14 protein-coding genes are annotated in these 16,635 nt (G+C 60.2%); 9 read left to right on the top strand and 5 right to left on the bottom strand.

The window, feature by feature from the left end:
- Nucleotides 1–35: 35 nt before the first annotated feature.
- On the top strand, nucleotides 36–425 hold the full coding sequence (locus ACR0AI_RS15575) for a hypothetical protein (RefSeq protein WP_480675141.1): 390 nt from the start codon (nucleotides 36–38) through the stop codon (nucleotides 423–425).
- Nucleotides 426–478: 53 nt separating this feature from the next.
- Here ACR0AI_RS15575 and ACR0AI_RS15570 read toward each other — a convergent pair whose 3' ends face one another.
- Nucleotides 479–1,510: a permease gene (locus tag ACR0AI_RS15570; protein WP_480675143.1), complete on the bottom strand. Its 1,032-nt coding sequence runs from the start codon at nucleotides 1,508–1,510 to the stop codon at nucleotides 479–481.
- Nucleotides 1,503–1,811 (bottom strand): ArsR/SmtB family transcription factor, encoded by a 309-nt coding sequence (locus ACR0AI_RS15565; protein WP_480675145.1) that lies wholly within the window; start codon nucleotides 1,809–1,811, stop codon nucleotides 1,503–1,505. Before ACR0AI_RS15565 ends, ACR0AI_RS15570 begins: the two co-directional genes overlap by 8 nt.
- Before the next feature lie 132 nt (nucleotides 1,812–1,943).
- Between ACR0AI_RS15565 and pdxR the strand changes: the two genes are divergently transcribed.
- From pdxR to ACR0AI_RS15530, 7 genes are all read left to right on the top strand, one after another.
- A complete protein-coding gene (pdxR, locus tag ACR0AI_RS15560) occupies nucleotides 1,944–3,404 on the top strand; it encodes a MocR-like pyridoxine biosynthesis transcription factor PdxR (protein WP_480675147.1) in 1,461 nt (486 codons plus the stop codon).
- A 129-nt stretch (nucleotides 3,405–3,533) separates the two neighbouring features.
- Nucleotides 3,534–5,312, top strand: a complete 1,779-nt coding sequence (xsc, locus tag ACR0AI_RS15555; RefSeq protein ID WP_425083548.1) for a sulfoacetaldehyde acetyltransferase — start codon at nucleotides 3,534–3,536, stop codon at nucleotides 5,310–5,312.
- 5 nt (nucleotides 5,313–5,317) lie between these two features.
- Entirely contained in the window at nucleotides 5,318–6,355 is a 1,038-nt protein-coding gene (gene pta, locus ACR0AI_RS15550; protein WP_480675149.1) for a phosphate acetyltransferase, read from the top strand.
- A 55-nt stretch (nucleotides 6,356–6,410) separates the two neighbouring features.
- The gene (locus ACR0AI_RS15545) at nucleotides 6,411–7,442 is read left to right on the top strand and encodes a YeiH family protein (RefSeq protein ID WP_480675151.1); all 1,032 of its coding nucleotides are present in this window, start codon (nucleotides 6,411–6,413) and stop codon (nucleotides 7,440–7,442) included.
- A 27-nt stretch (nucleotides 7,443–7,469) separates the two neighbouring features.
- Nucleotides 7,470–10,289, top strand: coding sequence for a molybdopterin oxidoreductase family protein (locus tag ACR0AI_RS15540; RefSeq protein ID WP_480675153.1), 2,820 nt, complete (start codon nucleotides 7,470–7,472; stop codon nucleotides 10,287–10,289).
- Between the two features lie 103 nt (nucleotides 10,290–10,392).
- Nucleotides 10,393–11,142 (top strand): 4Fe-4S dicluster domain-containing protein, encoded by a 750-nt coding sequence (locus tag ACR0AI_RS15535; protein WP_480675155.1) that lies wholly within the window; start codon nucleotides 10,393–10,395, stop codon nucleotides 11,140–11,142.
- Nucleotides 11,142–12,029 carry a dimethyl sulfoxide reductase anchor subunit family protein gene (locus ACR0AI_RS15530; RefSeq protein WP_480675157.1) on the top strand — a complete coding sequence of 296 codons (888 nt, stop codon included), beginning with the start codon at nucleotides 11,142–11,144 and terminating at the stop codon, nucleotides 12,027–12,029. Before ACR0AI_RS15535 ends, ACR0AI_RS15530 begins: the two co-directional genes overlap by 1 nt.
- A 71-nt stretch (nucleotides 12,030–12,100) precedes the next feature.
- On the opposite strand, the gene dapA is transcribed toward ACR0AI_RS15530, so the two are convergent.
- Nucleotides 12,101–12,973: a 4-hydroxy-tetrahydrodipicolinate synthase gene (gene dapA, locus ACR0AI_RS15525; RefSeq protein WP_480675159.1), complete on the bottom strand. Its 873-nt coding sequence runs from the start codon at nucleotides 12,971–12,973 to the stop codon at nucleotides 12,101–12,103.
- Nucleotides 12,974–13,107: 134 nt separating this feature from the next.
- Between dapA and ACR0AI_RS15520 the strand changes: the two genes are divergently transcribed.
- Nucleotides 13,108–15,081: a lytic transglycosylase domain-containing protein gene (locus ACR0AI_RS15520; protein WP_480675161.1), complete on the top strand. Its 1,974-nt coding sequence runs from the start codon at nucleotides 13,108–13,110 to the stop codon at nucleotides 15,079–15,081.
- Here ACR0AI_RS15520 and ACR0AI_RS15515 read toward each other — a convergent pair.
- Both ACR0AI_RS15515 and mnmC2 read right to left on the bottom strand, forming a co-directional pair.
- Nucleotides 15,055–15,924 carry a DMT family transporter gene (locus ACR0AI_RS15515; RefSeq protein WP_480675163.1) on the bottom strand — a complete coding sequence of 290 codons (870 nt, stop codon included), beginning with the start codon at nucleotides 15,922–15,924 and terminating at the stop codon, nucleotides 15,055–15,057. The genes ACR0AI_RS15520 and ACR0AI_RS15515 overlap by 27 nt on opposite strands.
- A complete protein-coding gene (mnmC2, locus tag ACR0AI_RS15510; RefSeq protein WP_480675165.1) occupies nucleotides 15,921–16,586 on the bottom strand; it encodes a tRNA (5-methylaminomethyl-2-thiouridine)(34)-methyltransferase MnmC2 in 666 nt (221 codons plus the stop codon). Before mnmC2 ends, ACR0AI_RS15515 begins: the two co-directional genes overlap by 4 nt.
- Between the last annotated feature and the right edge of the window lie 49 nt (nucleotides 16,587–16,635).

Below are 16,635 nucleotides of genomic sequence, written 5' to 3'. Positions count from 1 at the left end.
TCTAAACTGGCTGGGGCGTTTTCTTGAGACCTCTCATGCTCAGCATTCTATCTGCCATCTTTGGCCCACATCGCGCCGTTACGATCTACGCCTTCCTGAAAACCTGGGGTTTGGGTCTGGCTGCTGCTGTGGTCATGGCGGTCATTGTCGGCGGCCTGTTCCTGCTGGGGGATGACGGCGAGCATGAGCATCATTCCTTCATGACCGTCCCGGTTTTGTCGGCCACAGCGATCAACGGGGATCTCAAGAACGGGGTCATCGCTTCGGTTCGTTTGCCGGATGGGACAGCCACGTCGATCACCTCGACTGAGGCGCCGGTTTCCCAATCGGTGGGCACCAGCGCCTGCGTGGAAAAACGCGTCTACGTGGAAAGCGGTGAGGCACGATACCGGTTCAAACTGCCTCGGTTCTGCGAGGCTGGTTGATCCCTAGCGAACCAGAGGAAAACGCCCGGGCACTGCGCCGGGCGTTTTCTTTTTCAGAGCATCCGGAAAAGGATCCCGGCGACAATCGCGCCCCCAACCCCAAGGGTCAAATAGGTTGCAAAGACGCGCGGTTTCACCAGTGACCAAACCGCAGCCATGGCCGGGATTGAGCTGACCGCCCCTGCCACCATGAAGGACATGGCCGCCCCCGCCGTCATGCCTTGCTCCATCAGCCCCGCCAAAAGCGGTGGCGCGACGTAGGAGTTCAGATAGGCGGGCATTCCGACCAGCGCGGCAACGACGATGGGCAGAACGCCTTCTCCGCCGACAACGCGTGCGATCAGGTCTGCTGGCACATAGCTGACCAGAAGCGCCTCAAGCACATAGGCCAGAGCAAGCCATTTCAGCAGGAAGATACCGTTATGAACGAACTCAGAGCGGAAACGCTGACGTCGTTCGGGTTCCTGCCAGAACTTCCAGACGGGTTTGTCATCCAGCTTGGGGCCGCAGCCACAGCAACCGGCGGGTTTGTATTCGCGCAGGGGCTGAACGAAGGCTCCGTTGCGCATCAGAAAACGCACTGCGAACCCGCCGAACAGACCCAAAGCGACTGCTGCAACGGCCTTGCCGATGGCAAAGGGCCACCCTAATGCGCCTGCGGTGATCAGCAATGTCGGCGGATCGATGAGTGGTGAGCTGAGCCAGAAGGCCATCACGGCAGAGAGCGGCGCGCCCAGTGCCAGAAGCCCGGCGATGAACGGGATCACCTCACAGGAACAAAACGGCGCAAGCCCCCCGAAAACGGCGGCCAGAAAGATCATCCGGGTTTCCCGTCCTTCAAAAGCGCGCGCCACCATGACTTCGGCCCCGGTGGCTTTGAGATAGGACAACAGAAGGACTGCGAAAAGGATATACTGGCCCGTATGCGCCAGCGCTTTGGCGGCGAAGGTTACGACCTCAGCCCAGTTTCCCGGATCGAAAACGGCGACAAGCGCCAGTATCGCGACGATCAAAGCCCAAGGCGTTTTGATCACATCCAACGCGAGTTTGGCCGATGCTTTCGGATTTTGTGATAGTTCAGCCATCGTTTGCGGCCTTTCCGATTTCGTCTGCGCAGCATTCGCTTAGAATAAACTGCGCCAGGTTTCGCAACTCGTTGAAACAGGCGCGATTGATCGTCGTGCGCCCGATCTTTTCCTGTTCAACCACACCTCCTGCGGCCAGAAACCGAAGGTGATGCGCAAGGGTGGAGGGGGCGATGCCGGTACGTGTCTGGATCTCACCCACGGTCAGACCGGCCTGCCCGGCCCTCACAAGTGTTTTCAGAACCTTCAACCGGGCCTCGGACCCCATGGCCGAAAATCCTGCTGCAGCGGTTTCCCACATCTGAAATCTCCATTAAACTAGATTTCTAGTTATTTAAGTGATTCGAATTTACTCGTCAAGCCGCATCACAAATTCACTCCGAGGCATGTAAGTCCAGATTGCCACCACCTTAAGTCCAATCTATAAGCGCTCATGGCTATCTCGGTTGACACTTTCTTTCTTGAGCTGAACGGACAGGGGACTCTGCAGGCGCAAATCCAGCAGATGATCGCCGAAGGCATCCTGTCGGGCCGGTTCCACATTGGGGAAAAGCTGCCCTCGTCCCGCAAGCTGGCAACCCATCTGGGCGTCAGTCGGATTACGGTGACACTGGCCTATACCGAGCTTCTGGCCAATGACTATCTCACCGCTAAAGGGCGATCCGGCTACTACGTATCAGAAAATGCGCCGGTCCCTCCGAAATACACACCCGTCCCGCGCAGCGAAGAGACGGTCGACTGGGACAACGCGCTGGCCCGGCGGTTTTCGGGCGGCAATGTGCTGACCAAACCTCAGGACTGGCGCAACTACAAATACCCGTTCATCTACGGGCAGGCCGACAGGACACTGTTTGACCACGCGAATTGGCGGCTTTGTGCGGTGCGGGCGCTGGGACACAAGGATTTCGAGTCCCTCACGACTGACTACGCAGATCAGGACGACCCGCTGCTGGTCGAGTTCATTGCCCGCCACACCCTGCCACGCCGAGGCATCACCGCCCGCCCCGAAGAGATCCTGATCACGCTGGGCGCGCAGAACGCATTGTGGCTGGCCTCGCGCATTCTTTTGAAAAAGGGGCGCACAGCGGCAATCGAAGACCCCTGCTATTACGCTCTGCGTGAGCTGCTGAGCCATTCGGATTGCACCATGGCACCGATCCGCGTGGATGGCGACGGGCTGCCGCCTGGGGCTTTGCCAGACGACACCGATGTTATCTTTACCACCCCCAGCCACCAAAGCCCGACAACGGCCACCATGCCCGTCAGCCGCAGAACCGCCCTTTTGGAACGCGCGAGCGAGTTGAACGCCATGATCGTTGAGGACGACTACGAGTTCGAGATGGCCTATCTGGGCGCGCCTTCACCCGCGCTCAAGTCGATGGATCGCGACGGGCGGGTAGTCTATGTGGGTAGCTTCTCGAAATCGCTGTTTCCGGGATTGCGACTGGGCTACATGGTCGGGTCCGAGACCTTCATCCGCGAGGCGCGTGCGCTTCGGTCGCTGGTGTTGCGGCATCCTCCGGGGCATGTTCAGCGCACAGCAGCCTATTTCTTGTCCCTCGGGCATTACGACGCTCAGATCAGGCGCATGTCCAACGCCTTGGCCCAACGGCGCGAGGCGTTGGACAAAGCCGTTCAAACCCATGCGCTACAAGTCGCAGGGCGTGGCGTGCTTGGCGGGTCGTCCATTTGGATGCAGGCCCCTTCGCATATAGACACCGCGCAACTGGCCACCACATTGCAGGCGCAAGGGGTGCATATCGAACCCGGCGCGCCCTTCTTTTCGGGAACAAAGCCGCCTCGGAATTTCTACCGTCTTGGGTATTCCTCAATTGCGCCAGACCGCATCGAGGCCGGGGTGAAACTGATCGCGGATGCAATCCGGGCCAGTTAACCGTCGGCTGGACGTATTCCGCCGCCTCATCTGGCCCTAACGCCGTCCGCACCCATACGCCAAAACCGTATCAAAGGCCGGGCTGAACCCCCCCGGCCAATTCACGCATTCAGTTTTGGAGAGCCACCGATGAAAATGACCACGGAAGAAGCCTTTGTTAAGGTTCTGCAGATGCACGGAATCGAGCATGCCTTTGGCATCATCGGTTCAGCCATGATGCCGATCTCGGATATTTTCGGGAAAGCGGGCATCACGTTCTGGGATTGTGCACATGAAGGCTCGGGCGGGATGATGGCCGACGGCTACACCCGCGCCACCGGCAAAATGTCTATGATGATCGCGCAGAACGGCCCCGGCATCACCAACTTTGTTACCGCCGTCAAAACCGCCTACTGGAACCACACCCCGCTGCTGCTGGTCACTCCTCAGGCCGCGAACAAGACCATGGGCCAGGGCGGTTTCCAGGAAATGGAACAGATGCGGATGTTCGCAGACTGCGTCTGCTATCAGGAGGAAGTGCGCGACCCGTCGCGTATGGCGGAAGTTCTTAGCCGCGTGATCACCAAAGCCAAGCGCGCCTCAGCCCCGGCACAAATCAACGTGCCCCGTGACTTCTTCACTCAGGTCGTCGATATCGAACTGCCTGCCGTGGTCGAATTCGAACTGCCTTCGGGCGGCGCCTCTGCCGTGACCGAAGCCGCCGCTCTGCTGTCCGATGCCAAGAACCCGGTCATTCTGAACGGTGCTGGCACGGTACTGTCCGCGGGCGGCATCGAAGCGTCGAAAGAACTGGCCGAGCGTCTGGACGCCCCCGTGTGCGTTGGCTACCAGCACAACGACGCTTTCCCCGGCTCGCACCCGCTGTTTGCCGGCCCCTTGGGCTATAATGGCTCGAAGGCCGCGATGGAACTGATCAAGGAAGCGGACGTTGTTCTCTGCCTTGGCACCCGTCTGAACCCGTTCTCGACCCTGCCCGGATACGGTATGGAATACTGGCCGACTGACGCGAAAATCATTCAGGTCGACATCAACCCAGACCGCATCGGCCTGACCAAGAAGGTCTCCGTTGGTATCGTTGGCGACGCAGCCACGGTTGCAACAAGCATCCTGGCACAGCTTTCAGGCACTGCGGGCGATGAAGGCCGCGATGCGCGTAAGGCGAAAATCGCTGAAACCAAGTCGCGTTGGGCGCAGGAACTGACCTCAATGGACCACGAGCAGGACGACCCGGGCACGACCTGGAACGAACGCGCTCGTGCGGCCAAGCCGGACTGGATGAGCCCGCGTATGGCTTGGCGCGCGATTCAATCAGCACTGCCGAAAGAGGCGATCATCTCGTCCGACATCGGTAACAACTGCGCCATCGGCAACGCTTACCCCTCGTTCGAAGAAGGCCGTAAATACCTCGCCCCCGGTCTGTTCGGCCCCTGTGGCTATGGTCTGCCGTCAGTGATCGGCGCCAAGATCGGCTGCCCGGATGTGCCCGTTGTTGGGTTCTCGGGCGACGGTGCATTTGGTATCGCGGTTACCGAACTGACGGCGATCGGCCGTGAAGAATGGCCCGCCGTGACCCAGATCGTCTTCCGCAACTATCAGTGGGGCGCTGAAAAGCGGAACTCGACCCTGTGGTTCGACGACAACTTCGTCGGCACCGAATTGGACACCAAGGTTTCTTACGCCGGTATCGCAGAAGCCTGTGGCCTGAAAGGCGTCGTCGCACGTACGCAGGACGAACTGACAGCTGCGCTGAACCAGGCGATCGAAGATCAGAAGAACGGCATCACTACCTTGATCGAAGCCATGATCAACCAGGAACTGGGTGAGCCGTTCCGCCGTGACGCGATGAAGAAGCCGGTTGCGGTTGCGGGTATCGAAGCAGCAGACATGAAGCCGCAAGTCGAGGCCTGATCGCGGTGAAGCCCCTACATCAAATTCTCGGGGCTGCGACCAGTTCCAAAAAGATCATCGCTCTCGCTGAGGGCGATGATCCACGTGTTGTAGAAGGTGCGTTGAAAGCACGCACCGAAGATGCCGCCGATATTATCCTTGTCGGCGATCAGACCAAAGTTGCCTCTTTACTGGCTGAAAAAGGCGGAAATGATGTAGCCGGGATAGACATTCACGACCCGGTAACTTCGCCCCATTTGGATCGCTTTGCCGATGCCTATTTCGAACTGCGCAAACACAAAGGCGTAACGCCTGAGACTGCGAAGTCGCTGGTGCAAAACCGTCTGAACTACGCCGCTATGTTGGTCCATCTCGGGCTGGCTGACGGCACGGTCGGCGGTGCTGTGGAAACCACTTCGGACACTGTTCGTGCCGCTTTGCAGATCATCGGCAAAGCACCTGACGCCCATATGGTGTCCAGTTTCTTTCTGATGATCTATGACCGCGACCATCACTCGGTTCAGGGCGCCCATATTTTCGCCGACTGCGGGTTGGTTGTTGATCCGAACGAACGCGAATTGGCTGAGATCGCTCAGGCCTCAGCCGCGTCCTATCGCACACTTACCGGAAAAGAGCCTCGTGTTGCGATGCTATCTTTCTCGACGAGCGGCAGTGCCAGCCATCCGAAAGTGTCCAAGGTGGTCGAGGCCACACAAATTGCCAAAGCCGCCAATCCAAACCTGGTCATCGACGGAGAGTTGCAGTTCGACGCTGCCTATGTGCCAGAGGTCGCCAGTAAAAAGGCCAAGAACTCACCGCTGGAAGGGAAAGCAAACGTGTTTGTCTTTCCCAACCTCGATGCGGGCAACCTGGGGTACAAGATCGCCCAGCGCATTGGCGGGGCCGAGGCCATTGGGCCCGTTCTACAAGGCTTGGCAAAACCCGCAAACGACCTATCGCGCGGCTGTTCTTCGGACGATGTGTTGCACATGATCGCCGTGACCGCCGTGCAGGCACAACAAGTGGGTTCATCGCAAGAGCCAGTTCATCCAGCTACTGCATAACCTCTGCGGCTTTGCCGCTTAACTGTAAACGTGTTCAAGAAAGATCAACGAACCGATGCTGGGTAAGACTGAACTCAAAAGCTCCTTCGGCGCGGATGTCGCTCAGACGGCTCGAACCATGTTCCCCGGGGTTATGGTGGCGATCACCGTAGCCGTAACGGCAAAATTCCTGTCGGAGCACTACGCGACCCCAGCCATGCTGATGGCTTTGCTGCTTGGCATCGCGCTCAGCTTTCTTGGCGAAGAGGGAAAGACCGTTCCCGGCATTGGTTTTGCAGCCAGATCCCTGCTGCGCCTCGGCGTGGCACTTTTGGGTGTGCGGATTTCGATGACGCTGATGATGGGGCTGGGTTGGGACCTGATCGCCCTTGTGGTTGGTGGCGTATTGGCCACCATCGCGTTCGGCCTCTTAATCGCGCGGTTCTTTGGTCACAAATGGCGTTTCGCGTTCCTGACGGCGGGCTCTGTCGCCATCTGCGGCGCGTCTGCGGCAATGGCGATCAGCGCCATCCTGCCCAAAGACGAACGCTCAGAAGAGCGGCTGATCTTCACCGTTCTGGGTGTCACCGTCCTGTCGACCATCGCCATGATCGCCTATCCGATTCTGGTGCGCACGCTGGGCATGGATGACGTGGCAGGCGGCGTATTTCTGGGTGGCACGATCCACGACGTGGCACAGGTTGTCGGCGCGGGGTTCTCAATCTCGGAACAAACCGGCGACACCGCCACGCTGGTCAAACTGTTCCGCGTGGCGATGCTGGCCCCGGTGGTTCTGGTCGCCTCGCTGATCATCCGCAGCGTCACCGACATGGACGAAGCAGGCAAGCGCCCTCCGATCCTGCCCGGCTTTGTGATCGGGTTTCTGGTACTGGCCGCAGCCAGCTCGTTGGGCCTGATCCCGCCCTTCCTGTCCGAGTTGCTGAGCCAGACCTCCCGCTGGTTGCTTCTGATCGCGATCGCGGCGGTTGGAATGAAGACGAACCTGAAACAAATCCTATCGGTCGGAGGCGCAGCCATCGCCCTGATCGTCGTGGAAACTCTTTTTATTGCAGGAATTATCCTCGCCGGACTAACATTCCTAACCTGACCCGCCGCCCCGACATAAGGACGCCAGATGACAATCCAGCAACCGAAGATCGACACCAGCCCGAAAGTCTCGGACGAGATCCGGCGCACCACCTGCTATATGTGCGCCTGTCGCTGCGGCATTAATGTTCACATGAAGGACGGAAAGGTTGCCTATATCGAAGGCAACCGCGACCATCCAGTCAACAAAGGCGTGCTTTGCGCCAAGGGCAGCGCCGGCATCATGCAGGTCAACGCGCCCTCGCGTCTACGCAAGCCTCTGCGGCGCGTCGGTCCACGCGGCTCGGGCGAGTTCCGCGAGATAGAGTGGGACGAGGCGATCAGCACCGCCGTCGGTTGGCTGAACGAGCTGCACGAGACTGCCCCGCACAAGCTGGCCTTCTTCACCGGCCGCGACCAGAGTCAGAGCTTCACAAGCTTCTGGGCACAGAATTTCGGTACGCCCAATTATGCAGCCCATGGCGGGTTCTGCTCGGTCAACATGGCAGCGGGCGGCATCTACACAATGGGCGGCGCGTTTTGGGAGTTCGGCCAGCCAGATTGGGACCACACCAAGCTGTTCATGCTGTTCGGCGTGGCGGAAGACCACGACAGTAACCCGATCAAGATGGGCATCGGCAAGATCAAGGCGCGTGGCGCGCGGGTGATCGGGGTGAACCCGATCCGCTCGGGCTACAACGCGGTGGCTGACGATTGGGTCGGGATCACGCCGGGCACCGATGGGCTTTTCATCCTGTCGCTGATCCATGTGCTGATGAAGGCTGGCAAGATCGACCTCGACTACCTTGCCCGCTACACCAACGCGCCGGTTCTGGTGAATGCTTCTGACGGCCCCGAGAAGGGCCTTTTCCTGCGCGATGCAGACGGAAAGCCTTTGGTGATCGACCGTGTGACCGGTGAGCCGACCGCCTTTGACAAACCCGGCGTGCGCCCGGATCTGTCCGCCACCTACGACAAAGATGGCGTAACTCACCGACCGGTCTTCCATCAGATGGCCGAGAAATACCTCTCGGACGATCACGCCCCCGAACAGGTGGCCGAGCGCTGTGGTGTTCCGGCCCAGAAAATCCGCGCCATCGCCGCCGAAATCGCCCGCGTCGCCTTTGATGAGGCCATCGAGCTTGACCAGGAATGGACCGATTTCCGCGGCGAAAAGCACTCCAAAATGACAGGCCGCCCGGTCAGCTTCCACGCCATGCGCGGAATCTCGGCCCATGCCAACGGCTTCCAGACCTGTCGCGCGCTGCATGTGCTGCAGATCCTGCTGGGTACGGTCGAGGTTCCCGGCGGCTTTCGCTTCAAACCGCCCTACCCAAAACCCGTCGAGGCGCACCCGACACCGCACGGAGACCGCCGCCCAGGCCGCCCGCTGGAAGGCCCTCACCTTGGTTTCCCGCGCGGCCCCGAAGACCTGCTACTAGATGAAGACGGCACCGCTCAGCGCATTGACAAGGCCTTTACGTGGGAAAACCCGATGTCGGCCCACGGGCTGATGCACATGGTGATCTCGAACGCCGCCGCGGGTGATCCCTACAAGATCGACACGTTGTTCATGTATATGGCGAATATGTCGTGGAACTCCTCCATGAACACCAAAGGTGTGATGGAGATGCTGTCGGCCAAGACCGAGGACGGCAAATACGTTATCCCGCATATCATCTACTCGGATGCCTATTCATCGGAAATGGTCGCCTATGCAGACCTGATCCTGCCCGACACCACCTATTTGGAACGCCACGACTGCATCTCGCTACTGGATCGCCCGATCTGCGAGGCCGACGCCGCCGCTGATGCCATTCGCTGGCCGGTGGTTGAACCCGACCGTGACGTGCGCGGGTTCCAATCGGTGCTGATTCAACTCGCCAACCGCATGAGCCTGCCGGGCTTCACAAACGAAGACGGCACACCCAAGTGGAAGGACTATGCCGACTATATCGTCAATCACCAGCGCAAACCCGGCATCGGCCCGCTGGCCGGGTTCAGAGGCGAAGATGGCACCAAGGAAGGGCGCGGAGAGGTCAACCCGGACCAGCTGAAGCGCTATATCGAAAACGGGGGCTTCTACGTCGCCCACATCCCCGAAGGCGCGGACTACTACAAACCGTGGAACGCCGCGTATCAGGATTGGGCCGTTGGAATGGGCCTCTACGACAGCCCGCAGCCCTACCTGTTCCAGCTATATTCAGAACCGATGCGCAAGTTCCAACTGGCCGCCGAAGGACACGGACCGAACCAACCCCCCGACCACCTGCGACAACGCATCAAAGACGCCATGGACCCTCTGCCCATTTGGTACGAGACCGACCAACAGGGCAACGAAGGCTTCACCGTCAACGCCCTGACTCAGCGCCCCATGGCGATGTATCACAGCTGGGGCACCCAAAACGCGTGGCTGAGACAACTTCATGGGCGCAACCCGCTTTACGTTCCAACCAAGCTGATGCGCGAACACGGGCTGCAAGACGGCGACTGGGCCAAGGTTACCTCTCCTCACGGCGAGATCACCGTACCCGTGATGGAAATGGCCGCGCTGAATGAAAACACCGTCTGGACATGGAACGCCATCGGCAAGCGCAAAGGTGCCTGGGCGCTGCAAGAGGACGCACCCGAGGCCACCAAGGGTTTCCTGCTCAACCACCTGATCCACGAATTGCTACCGCCCAAGGGGGACGGTATGCGATGGGCCAACTCAGACCCGATCACCGGTCAGGCCGCGTGGTTCGACCTGAAAGTCAGGATCGAAAAGGCCGCCCCTCCGGCGGATACCGAAAGCCAACCCGAATTTGCCCCGATCAATTCCCCCGTCGGCATCGGCCCGAAGGATATCGCGTGGAAGGTAGGCAAATGATCCAATCTTCATCTGGCCAAAAATATCTCGGGGGTGAATTGAGCCAACGGCTCAAGAGGGGGCTGGCCCCCTGCCCCGCCCACCAAAGCCGAGGTTCCTTGATATGACGCAACTCCCCGAATCCACCGATCGCAAAATGGGCCTCGTCATCGACCTCGACACCTGCGTCGGGTGCCACGCCTGCGTGATTTCCTGCAAAGGCTGGAACACCGAAAACTACGGCGCACCCTTGTCTGATCAGGATGCCTATGGCGGCAACCCCTCGGGCACATTCCTGAACCGTGTCCACTCCTACGAGGTCACACCGACCGAGGGCCCTGCCCAACTGATCCACTTCCCCAAATCCTGCCTGCATTGCGAAGACGCGCCCTGCGTCACGGTCTGCCCAACCGGGGCCAGCTACAAACGCGTCGAGGATGGGATCGTTTTGGTCAACGAAAGCGACTGCATCGGCTGCGGCCTCTGCGCCTGGTCCTGCCCCTATGGCGCTCGGGAAATGGATATGGCCGAGGGCGTGATGAAGAAATGCACCCTCTGCGTGGATCGCATCTACAACGAAAACCTGCCCGAAGTGGATCGGGTACCGTCCTGCGTCCGCACCTGCCCAGCCGGCGCTCGACATTTCGGGGACCTCGGTGATCCAGACAGCGACGTCAGCAAGCTGGTCGCTGAACGGGACGGCATGGACCTGATGCCCGAAATGGGCACCAAACCCGTCAACAAATACCTACCGCCCAGACCCAAGGATCAGATCGAGGACCAGATCGACATTCTGGCCCCACTGCTGGCCCCCGTCGCGGAAGAACCCAAAGGGTTCCTCGGCTGGCTCGACAAAACTCTGGAGAAGCTCTGATGCATCCGGCCCCTTCCGTTATCATCTTCACCACCCTGTCCGGCCTCGGTTTTGGGCTGCTGTTCTTTCTGGGCCTCGGAATGCCAGACGTTTCAGGCTGGGTCGCCTTTGTCTTCTTCCTGCTAGCGTACGGGCTGGCCGTCGGCGGGCTGCTGGCGTCAACATTTCACCTCGGTCACCCAGAGCGGGCGTGGAAAGCGTTCACGCAGTGGCGCTCTAGCTGGCTCAGCCGCGAGGGCTGGTGCGCGGTGATCGCACTGGTCCTGATGGGCCTGTTCGCAATCGGTTCGGTCTTTCTGGGCGAAAGGTGGAGCCTTTTAGGCTGGCTCGGCGCGTTGTTCTCGCTGGCGACGGTCTTCACCACGTCAATGATCTACACCCAGCTCAAGACGATCCCCCGTTGGAACATGAAGCTGACACCGGCCATGTTCCTAAGCTTCAGCCTGGCCGGAGGGGCCTTGATGGCCGGTCAAACCTCGGTCGCGCTGCCTTTGCTGTTGATCGCCGCTCTGGTGCAGATTCTGTACTGGCGTCAGGGGGACAAGGCGCTTGCCAGCTCGGGGACTGACCTCGGGACAGCAACAGGATTGGGCCAACGCGGGTCGGTGCGGGCGTTTGAGCCTCCGCATACCGGGACCAACTACTTGCTACGAGAGTTCGTCCACGTGGTTGGCCGCAAACATGCTGAGAAGCTGCGGATCATCTCGTTCCTGCTGGCCTTTGCTCTGCCCGTCGTGTTCATCGCGATTCCGTTGGAAGGGCTCGCGCTAAAACACCTATTCGCGCTGCTGGCCGTGGTTTCGCACTTGGCTGGGGTTGCCGCGTCACGCTGGCTGTTCTTCGCGCAGGCGGAGCATGTGGTTGGGCTCTACTACGGAAAGCGTTGATCACCTTTGCAGCAGACAAAAAAGGGCGGCGCTCGATATTCGAGGCCGCCCCCTTCATTAGAACGTCTAATTTAGATCAGACCTGCATGCGCCATCGCGGCTTCGATCGCAGTCTTGGTGCTGTCTTCCAGTTCAGTCAGAGGGGAGCGAACCTCGGTGCTGCACAGGCCCAGTTTGCTCAGCGCGTATTTCGCGCCGACTAGGCCGGGCTCGATGAAGATCGCTTCGTGCAGAGGCATCAGGCGGTCCTGATAGTCCAATGCCTTGGCATAGTCGCCCGCCAGCGTGGCCTGTTGGAACGCGGCACAAAGTTTCGGAGCCACGTTGGCCGTGACCGAAATACAGCCTACCCCGCCATGCGCGTTGAAGCCCAGCGCGGTGGCGTCTTCGCCCGACAGCTGACAGAAGTCGGCGCCACAGCTTGCGCGCTGCTGGCTGACGCGCGCCAGATCGCCCGTCGCGTCTTTGACACCGACAATCCGTGGCAGCTTTGCCAGTTCACCCATGGTCGCGGGGGTCATGTCGATGACCGAACGGCCCGGGATGTTGTAGATGATGATCGGAATCTCGGCGCAATCGTGCAGGGCGCGGAAATGGGCCAAAAGACCTTTCTGGGTCGGCTTGTTGTAATATGGTGTGACCACCAGTGCCGCATCGGCCCCGACAGTCTTGGCAAACTGAACGAATCGAACTGCCTCGACCGTGTTGTTCGAACCTGCGCCCGCAATTACCGGCACCCGACCTGCGGCCGCTTTGACCACTTCGGCCACGACGGTTTCGTGTTCCTCATGGCTCAGCGTCGGGCTTTCGCCGGTGGTGCCTACAGGAACCAGACCGGTCGAGCCTTCCTTTATCTGCCACTCTACCAAGTGTTTGAGCGTATCCAGGTCCAACTCGCCGTTGCTGAACGGGGTGACGAGGGCTGGCATTGAGCCTTTGAACATGGGTCGCGCTCCTTGAAGTGCGGTTGCAGTATTTGCGCCATCCTCGCTCACGTTTTTGGCTTTGTGAGTTGATACTGGCGGCGCAAGGTTTATCCTGAATGGCTCTATCCTCGGTTGGTTGGGAAATGCAAGGGATGACACGCGTTCTGGCCTTTTTGGCAACAGTGATTCTGTGTTTTGGGATGCAGGCAAGCGCCGCGCGGGCCGATGCTGCCGGTGATCTGCGCGCCGGGCTGGCCGAAATGCGCAAAGGTGACTGGAACGAAGCGCTAGCGGTTTCTGGCTCACGCGGCTCGGTTACTCGTGACATCATCGTATGGCATTGGCTGCGAGAGGGCTTTGGCAGCTCAGGCGATGTGCTTGTGTTTCTTGAGCGCCGCCCCGACTGGCCCGGACTGGCCTGGTTGCGCCGCAAGAGCGAGCCGTCCTTTACCGGGGCTGATCCGGATCGAGCGGTGAACTTCTACGCCGATCAGCCGCCGCAAACGGCCGAAGGCGCGCTGAACTATGCCGTTGCCCTGAAAGCCAAGGGCCGGATTGGGGACGCCGAGGCCGATATCGTAACAGCCTGGCGCACCATGCCCATGGGGTCGGGCTTGCAAAAGGATTATCTTGAGAATTTCGGCAAATTGCTGAAACCGCACCACACTGCGCGGCTGGATCGGATGTTGTGGGACAATCATTTGGTCAGCGCCGGGCGTATGCTGCCTCTGGTCAGCGCCGATCAGCGCAAACTGGCGGAAGCCCGAATTGCCCTGCAAAAACGCGAACCGGGCGTGGACGGTAAGATTTCTGCCGTACCCAAGGCTCTGGCAGGGTCTCCGGGACTGGCTTTTGATCGCTTTGTCTGGCGCGACAAGAAAGAGTTGGACGACAGCGCCATTGATCTGATGCTGTCACGCTCAACTGGCCCGGACGCCCTAGGTGAGCCCGACAAATGGGCTGAGGGGCGACGCCGACTGGCCCGGCTTGAGATGCGGCAGGGCAGTGCGTCCCGTGCCTATGAGGTTGCTGCCAATCACCACATGACGCCCGAGATGGGCTATGGCTATGCCGATCTGGAATGGTTGGCCGGGTTCCTGGCTTTGCGCAAGTTAAACGACCCGGCAACGGCGGTTCGGCATTTCCAGAACTTCGAAGGCGCGGTGAAGTCTCCGATTTCACGAGGTCGTGCTGGTTATTGGCTGGGTCGCGCCTACGCGGCACAAGGAAATGCCGAGAAAGCCTATGACGCTTATGCCATGGGAGCAGACTATCAAACGTCATTCTACGGCATTCTGGCAGCCGAGCAGATCGGGCGGCCGTTCGACAGCACCCTCGCCAACCCGCCCCGCGCCGCGCATTGGCGGCAAGCCGAATTTGCGAACTCCAGCGTATTGGAGGCCGGTCTGCTACTGCTCAAAGCGGGGGAGGACAACCTCTCTGAACGGTTTCTGACCCATCTGGTCGAAAGCCTCGATACAGCGCAAGCCAATCAACTGGGCGATCTGGTCATCGAGTTGAAAGAGCCGCATCTGGCCGTGATGATCGCCAAACGCGCCGCGACCACAGGAACGGTTCTGCCCGCAGCTTATTACCCAGCGCATCCGGTCGCAGATATCGGCTTGCCAATGGCAAAAGAGATGACCTTGGCCATCGCTCGGCGTGAAAGCGAATTTGATCCCGTTGTGATCAGCGGCGCAGGCGCGCGCGGCTTGATGCAGGTGATGCCAGCGACCGCGAAATTGGTCGCGCAGGAGCTGGGCATCCTCAGCGGACATCAGACCGGACGGCTGACTACGGACTGGGAGTATAATGCCAAGCTGGGCGCCAACTACCTGTCCAGCCTCGCGGCGGATTTCAACGGCAACGTGGTCATGATGGCCGCCGGGTATAATGCCGGTCCACGGCGACCGATCTCATGGATGGAGCGCTATGGCGACCCCCGCGCCGGCGAGGTGGATGTGGTCGACTGGATCGAGACCATCCCCTTCAGCGAAACGCGCAACTATGTGATGCGCGTGACCGAAAGCCTTCCGGTCTACCGCGCGCGTCTGGGGAAACCAGCCCTGCCCGTGCCCTTCTCGCAGGAACTGACCGGATCAACCCTTGCGGCGTTCGCGCCATAGGGTGAACAGCCCCGCAGCAACAACCAGCCCTGCGCCGATGACGACCTCGGGGCGGAGGACCTCGTTGAAGATCGCGATACCAAGGATCGCGACCCATACCAGATGGAGGTAGGCAAAGGGCTGCACCGCACTGGCCTCGGCCGCCTCATAGCATTTGATCAGCAACCAATGGCCAAAGGCCCCGCTGACACAGAGCGTTGCCATCCAGGCCCAGTCCGCCTTTGCCATCGGCTCCCAGAACCACATGCCGACTAGCGTCATGGCAACGGCACCGCTGACGCCGGTCCAGAAAAAACTGGTGGCGGCGCTGTCTCGGCGCGCCGCATAGCGGGTGAGCAGCGAATAGACCGCAAACAGAAAGGCCGAGATCAGCGGTATGATCGCCCAAGGGTTAAACACGCCGACCCCCGGTTGCAGGATGATCAGCACGCCGACGCAGCCGACCCCGATCGCCGTCCAACGCCGCCAGCCCACGCTTTCACCCAGAACCGGGCCACTGAGGGCCGCGACCAAAAGGGGGTAGCAGATGAAGACCGCCATGCTGTTGATCAGACCCAGCTTGGTGAACCCGAAAACCGCGACGCAGATCTCGGTCACCAGCAGAACACCGCGAAAGATCTGCAGTTTCGGCTGATCGGTGCGCGCCGCCGCCTTCAACCCTCCCGGAGCGCGGGCCGCCAGCGCAATGACAAAAGCCGCGAAGAACCAATAGCGGACCATCACCACCATATAGGTGTTATACGTCCCCGCCAGATGGCGCGAGATCCCGTCCTGCAGGGCAAACACCACTGTTGAGGCGACCATCAGCGCGATCCCGGCCGAGATATTGTTCTGCTGCGTCACGCTTTCACCGCGCGTGTCATATGCCGTTTGCGACCGTATCCGGGCGCGCGAGTGACTGCGAAACCGGCCTCTTCCAGCCCGCGGCGGACAAAGCCTGCTGCGGTGTAGGTGGCCGCGGTGCCGCCCGGCGCCGTGTGATCGGATACCTGCTGCATCAGATCCGCGCCCCAGAGTTCGGGGTTTTTGGCAGGCGAAAAGCCGTCCAGAAACCACGCATCGGCCTTGCCTGTCCAGCCGGGCAGTGTCTGACGCGCGTCGCCTTCGATCACCTCAAGGTGCAGCGTGTCGAACTGACAGGACCCGCCGCGCCATTGCGACAGGAAGCGCTCGGCCCAGGGTTGAACCTCGGGGAAAGCGGCCAAGGCGCGCGCCATATCCTCGGGGGCCATGGGGAAGGCCTCAAAACTGGTGAAACGCAGCGGGGTGGTCTGGCCCGCGGCCTCCCACGTGGACCAGACGGTCAGCAGATTCAGGCCGGTGCCAAAGCCCAGTTCGGCAATATGAAATCCCGGCGCAAAGCGTGCGGGCAGGTCGTTGCCCGATAGAAAGACATGCCGCGTCTCCTCCAACCCGTTCTGTAACGAGAAATAGGGGTCATCGAACTGGTCAGAGACCGGAATCCGGTCCTCTCTCCAAGTCAATTCGGCGTGCTGGTCTGCCATCGGGGAATCCTGTAGCTAAGCGGCGCGACACTGAACAAGGAAGAGGGGT

Source organism: Ruegeria sp. BG3 (assembly GCF_056538485.1).
Note: the sequence above shows the minus strand (reverse complement) of the source record. Positions and strands in the feature narration are given on the sequence as shown.

Excerpts from the sequence above, each read along its gene's own strand:
- ACR0AI_RS15575 (WP_480675141.1), top strand. The coding sequence starts at position 36 with ATGCTCAGCATTCTATCTGCCATCTTTGGCCCACATCGCGCCGTTACG.
- ACR0AI_RS15570 (WP_480675143.1), bottom strand. The coding sequence starts at position 1,510 with ATGGCTGAACTATCACAAAATCCGAAAGCATCGGCCAAACTCGCGTTG.
- ACR0AI_RS15565 (WP_480675145.1), bottom strand. The coding sequence starts at position 1,811 with ATGTGGGAAACCGCTGCAGCAGGATTTTCGGCCATGGGGTCCGAGGCC.
- pdxR (WP_480675147.1), top strand. The coding sequence starts at position 1,944 with ATGGCTATCTCGGTTGACACTTTCTTTCTTGAGCTGAACGGACAGGGG.
- xsc (WP_425083548.1), top strand. The coding sequence starts at position 3,534 with ATGAAAATGACCACGGAAGAAGCCTTTGTTAAGGTTCTGCAGATGCAC.
- ACR0AI_RS15545 (WP_480675151.1), top strand. The coding sequence starts at position 6,411 with ATGCTGGGTAAGACTGAACTCAAAAGCTCCTTCGGCGCGGATGTCGCT.
- ACR0AI_RS15540 (WP_480675153.1), top strand. The coding sequence starts at position 7,470 with ATGACAATCCAGCAACCGAAGATCGACACCAGCCCGAAAGTCTCGGAC.
- ACR0AI_RS15535 (WP_480675155.1), top strand. The coding sequence starts at position 10,393 with ATGACGCAACTCCCCGAATCCACCGATCGCAAAATGGGCCTCGTCATC.
- ACR0AI_RS15530 (WP_480675157.1), top strand. The coding sequence starts at position 11,142 with ATGCATCCGGCCCCTTCCGTTATCATCTTCACCACCCTGTCCGGCCTC.
- dapA (WP_480675159.1), bottom strand. The coding sequence starts at position 12,973 with ATGTTCAAAGGCTCAATGCCAGCCCTCGTCACCCCGTTCAGCAACGGC.
- ACR0AI_RS15520 (WP_480675161.1), top strand. The coding sequence starts at position 13,108 with ATGACACGCGTTCTGGCCTTTTTGGCAACAGTGATTCTGTGTTTTGGG.
- mnmC2 (WP_480675165.1), bottom strand. The coding sequence starts at position 16,586 with ATGGCAGACCAGCACGCCGAATTGACTTGGAGAGAGGACCGGATTCCG.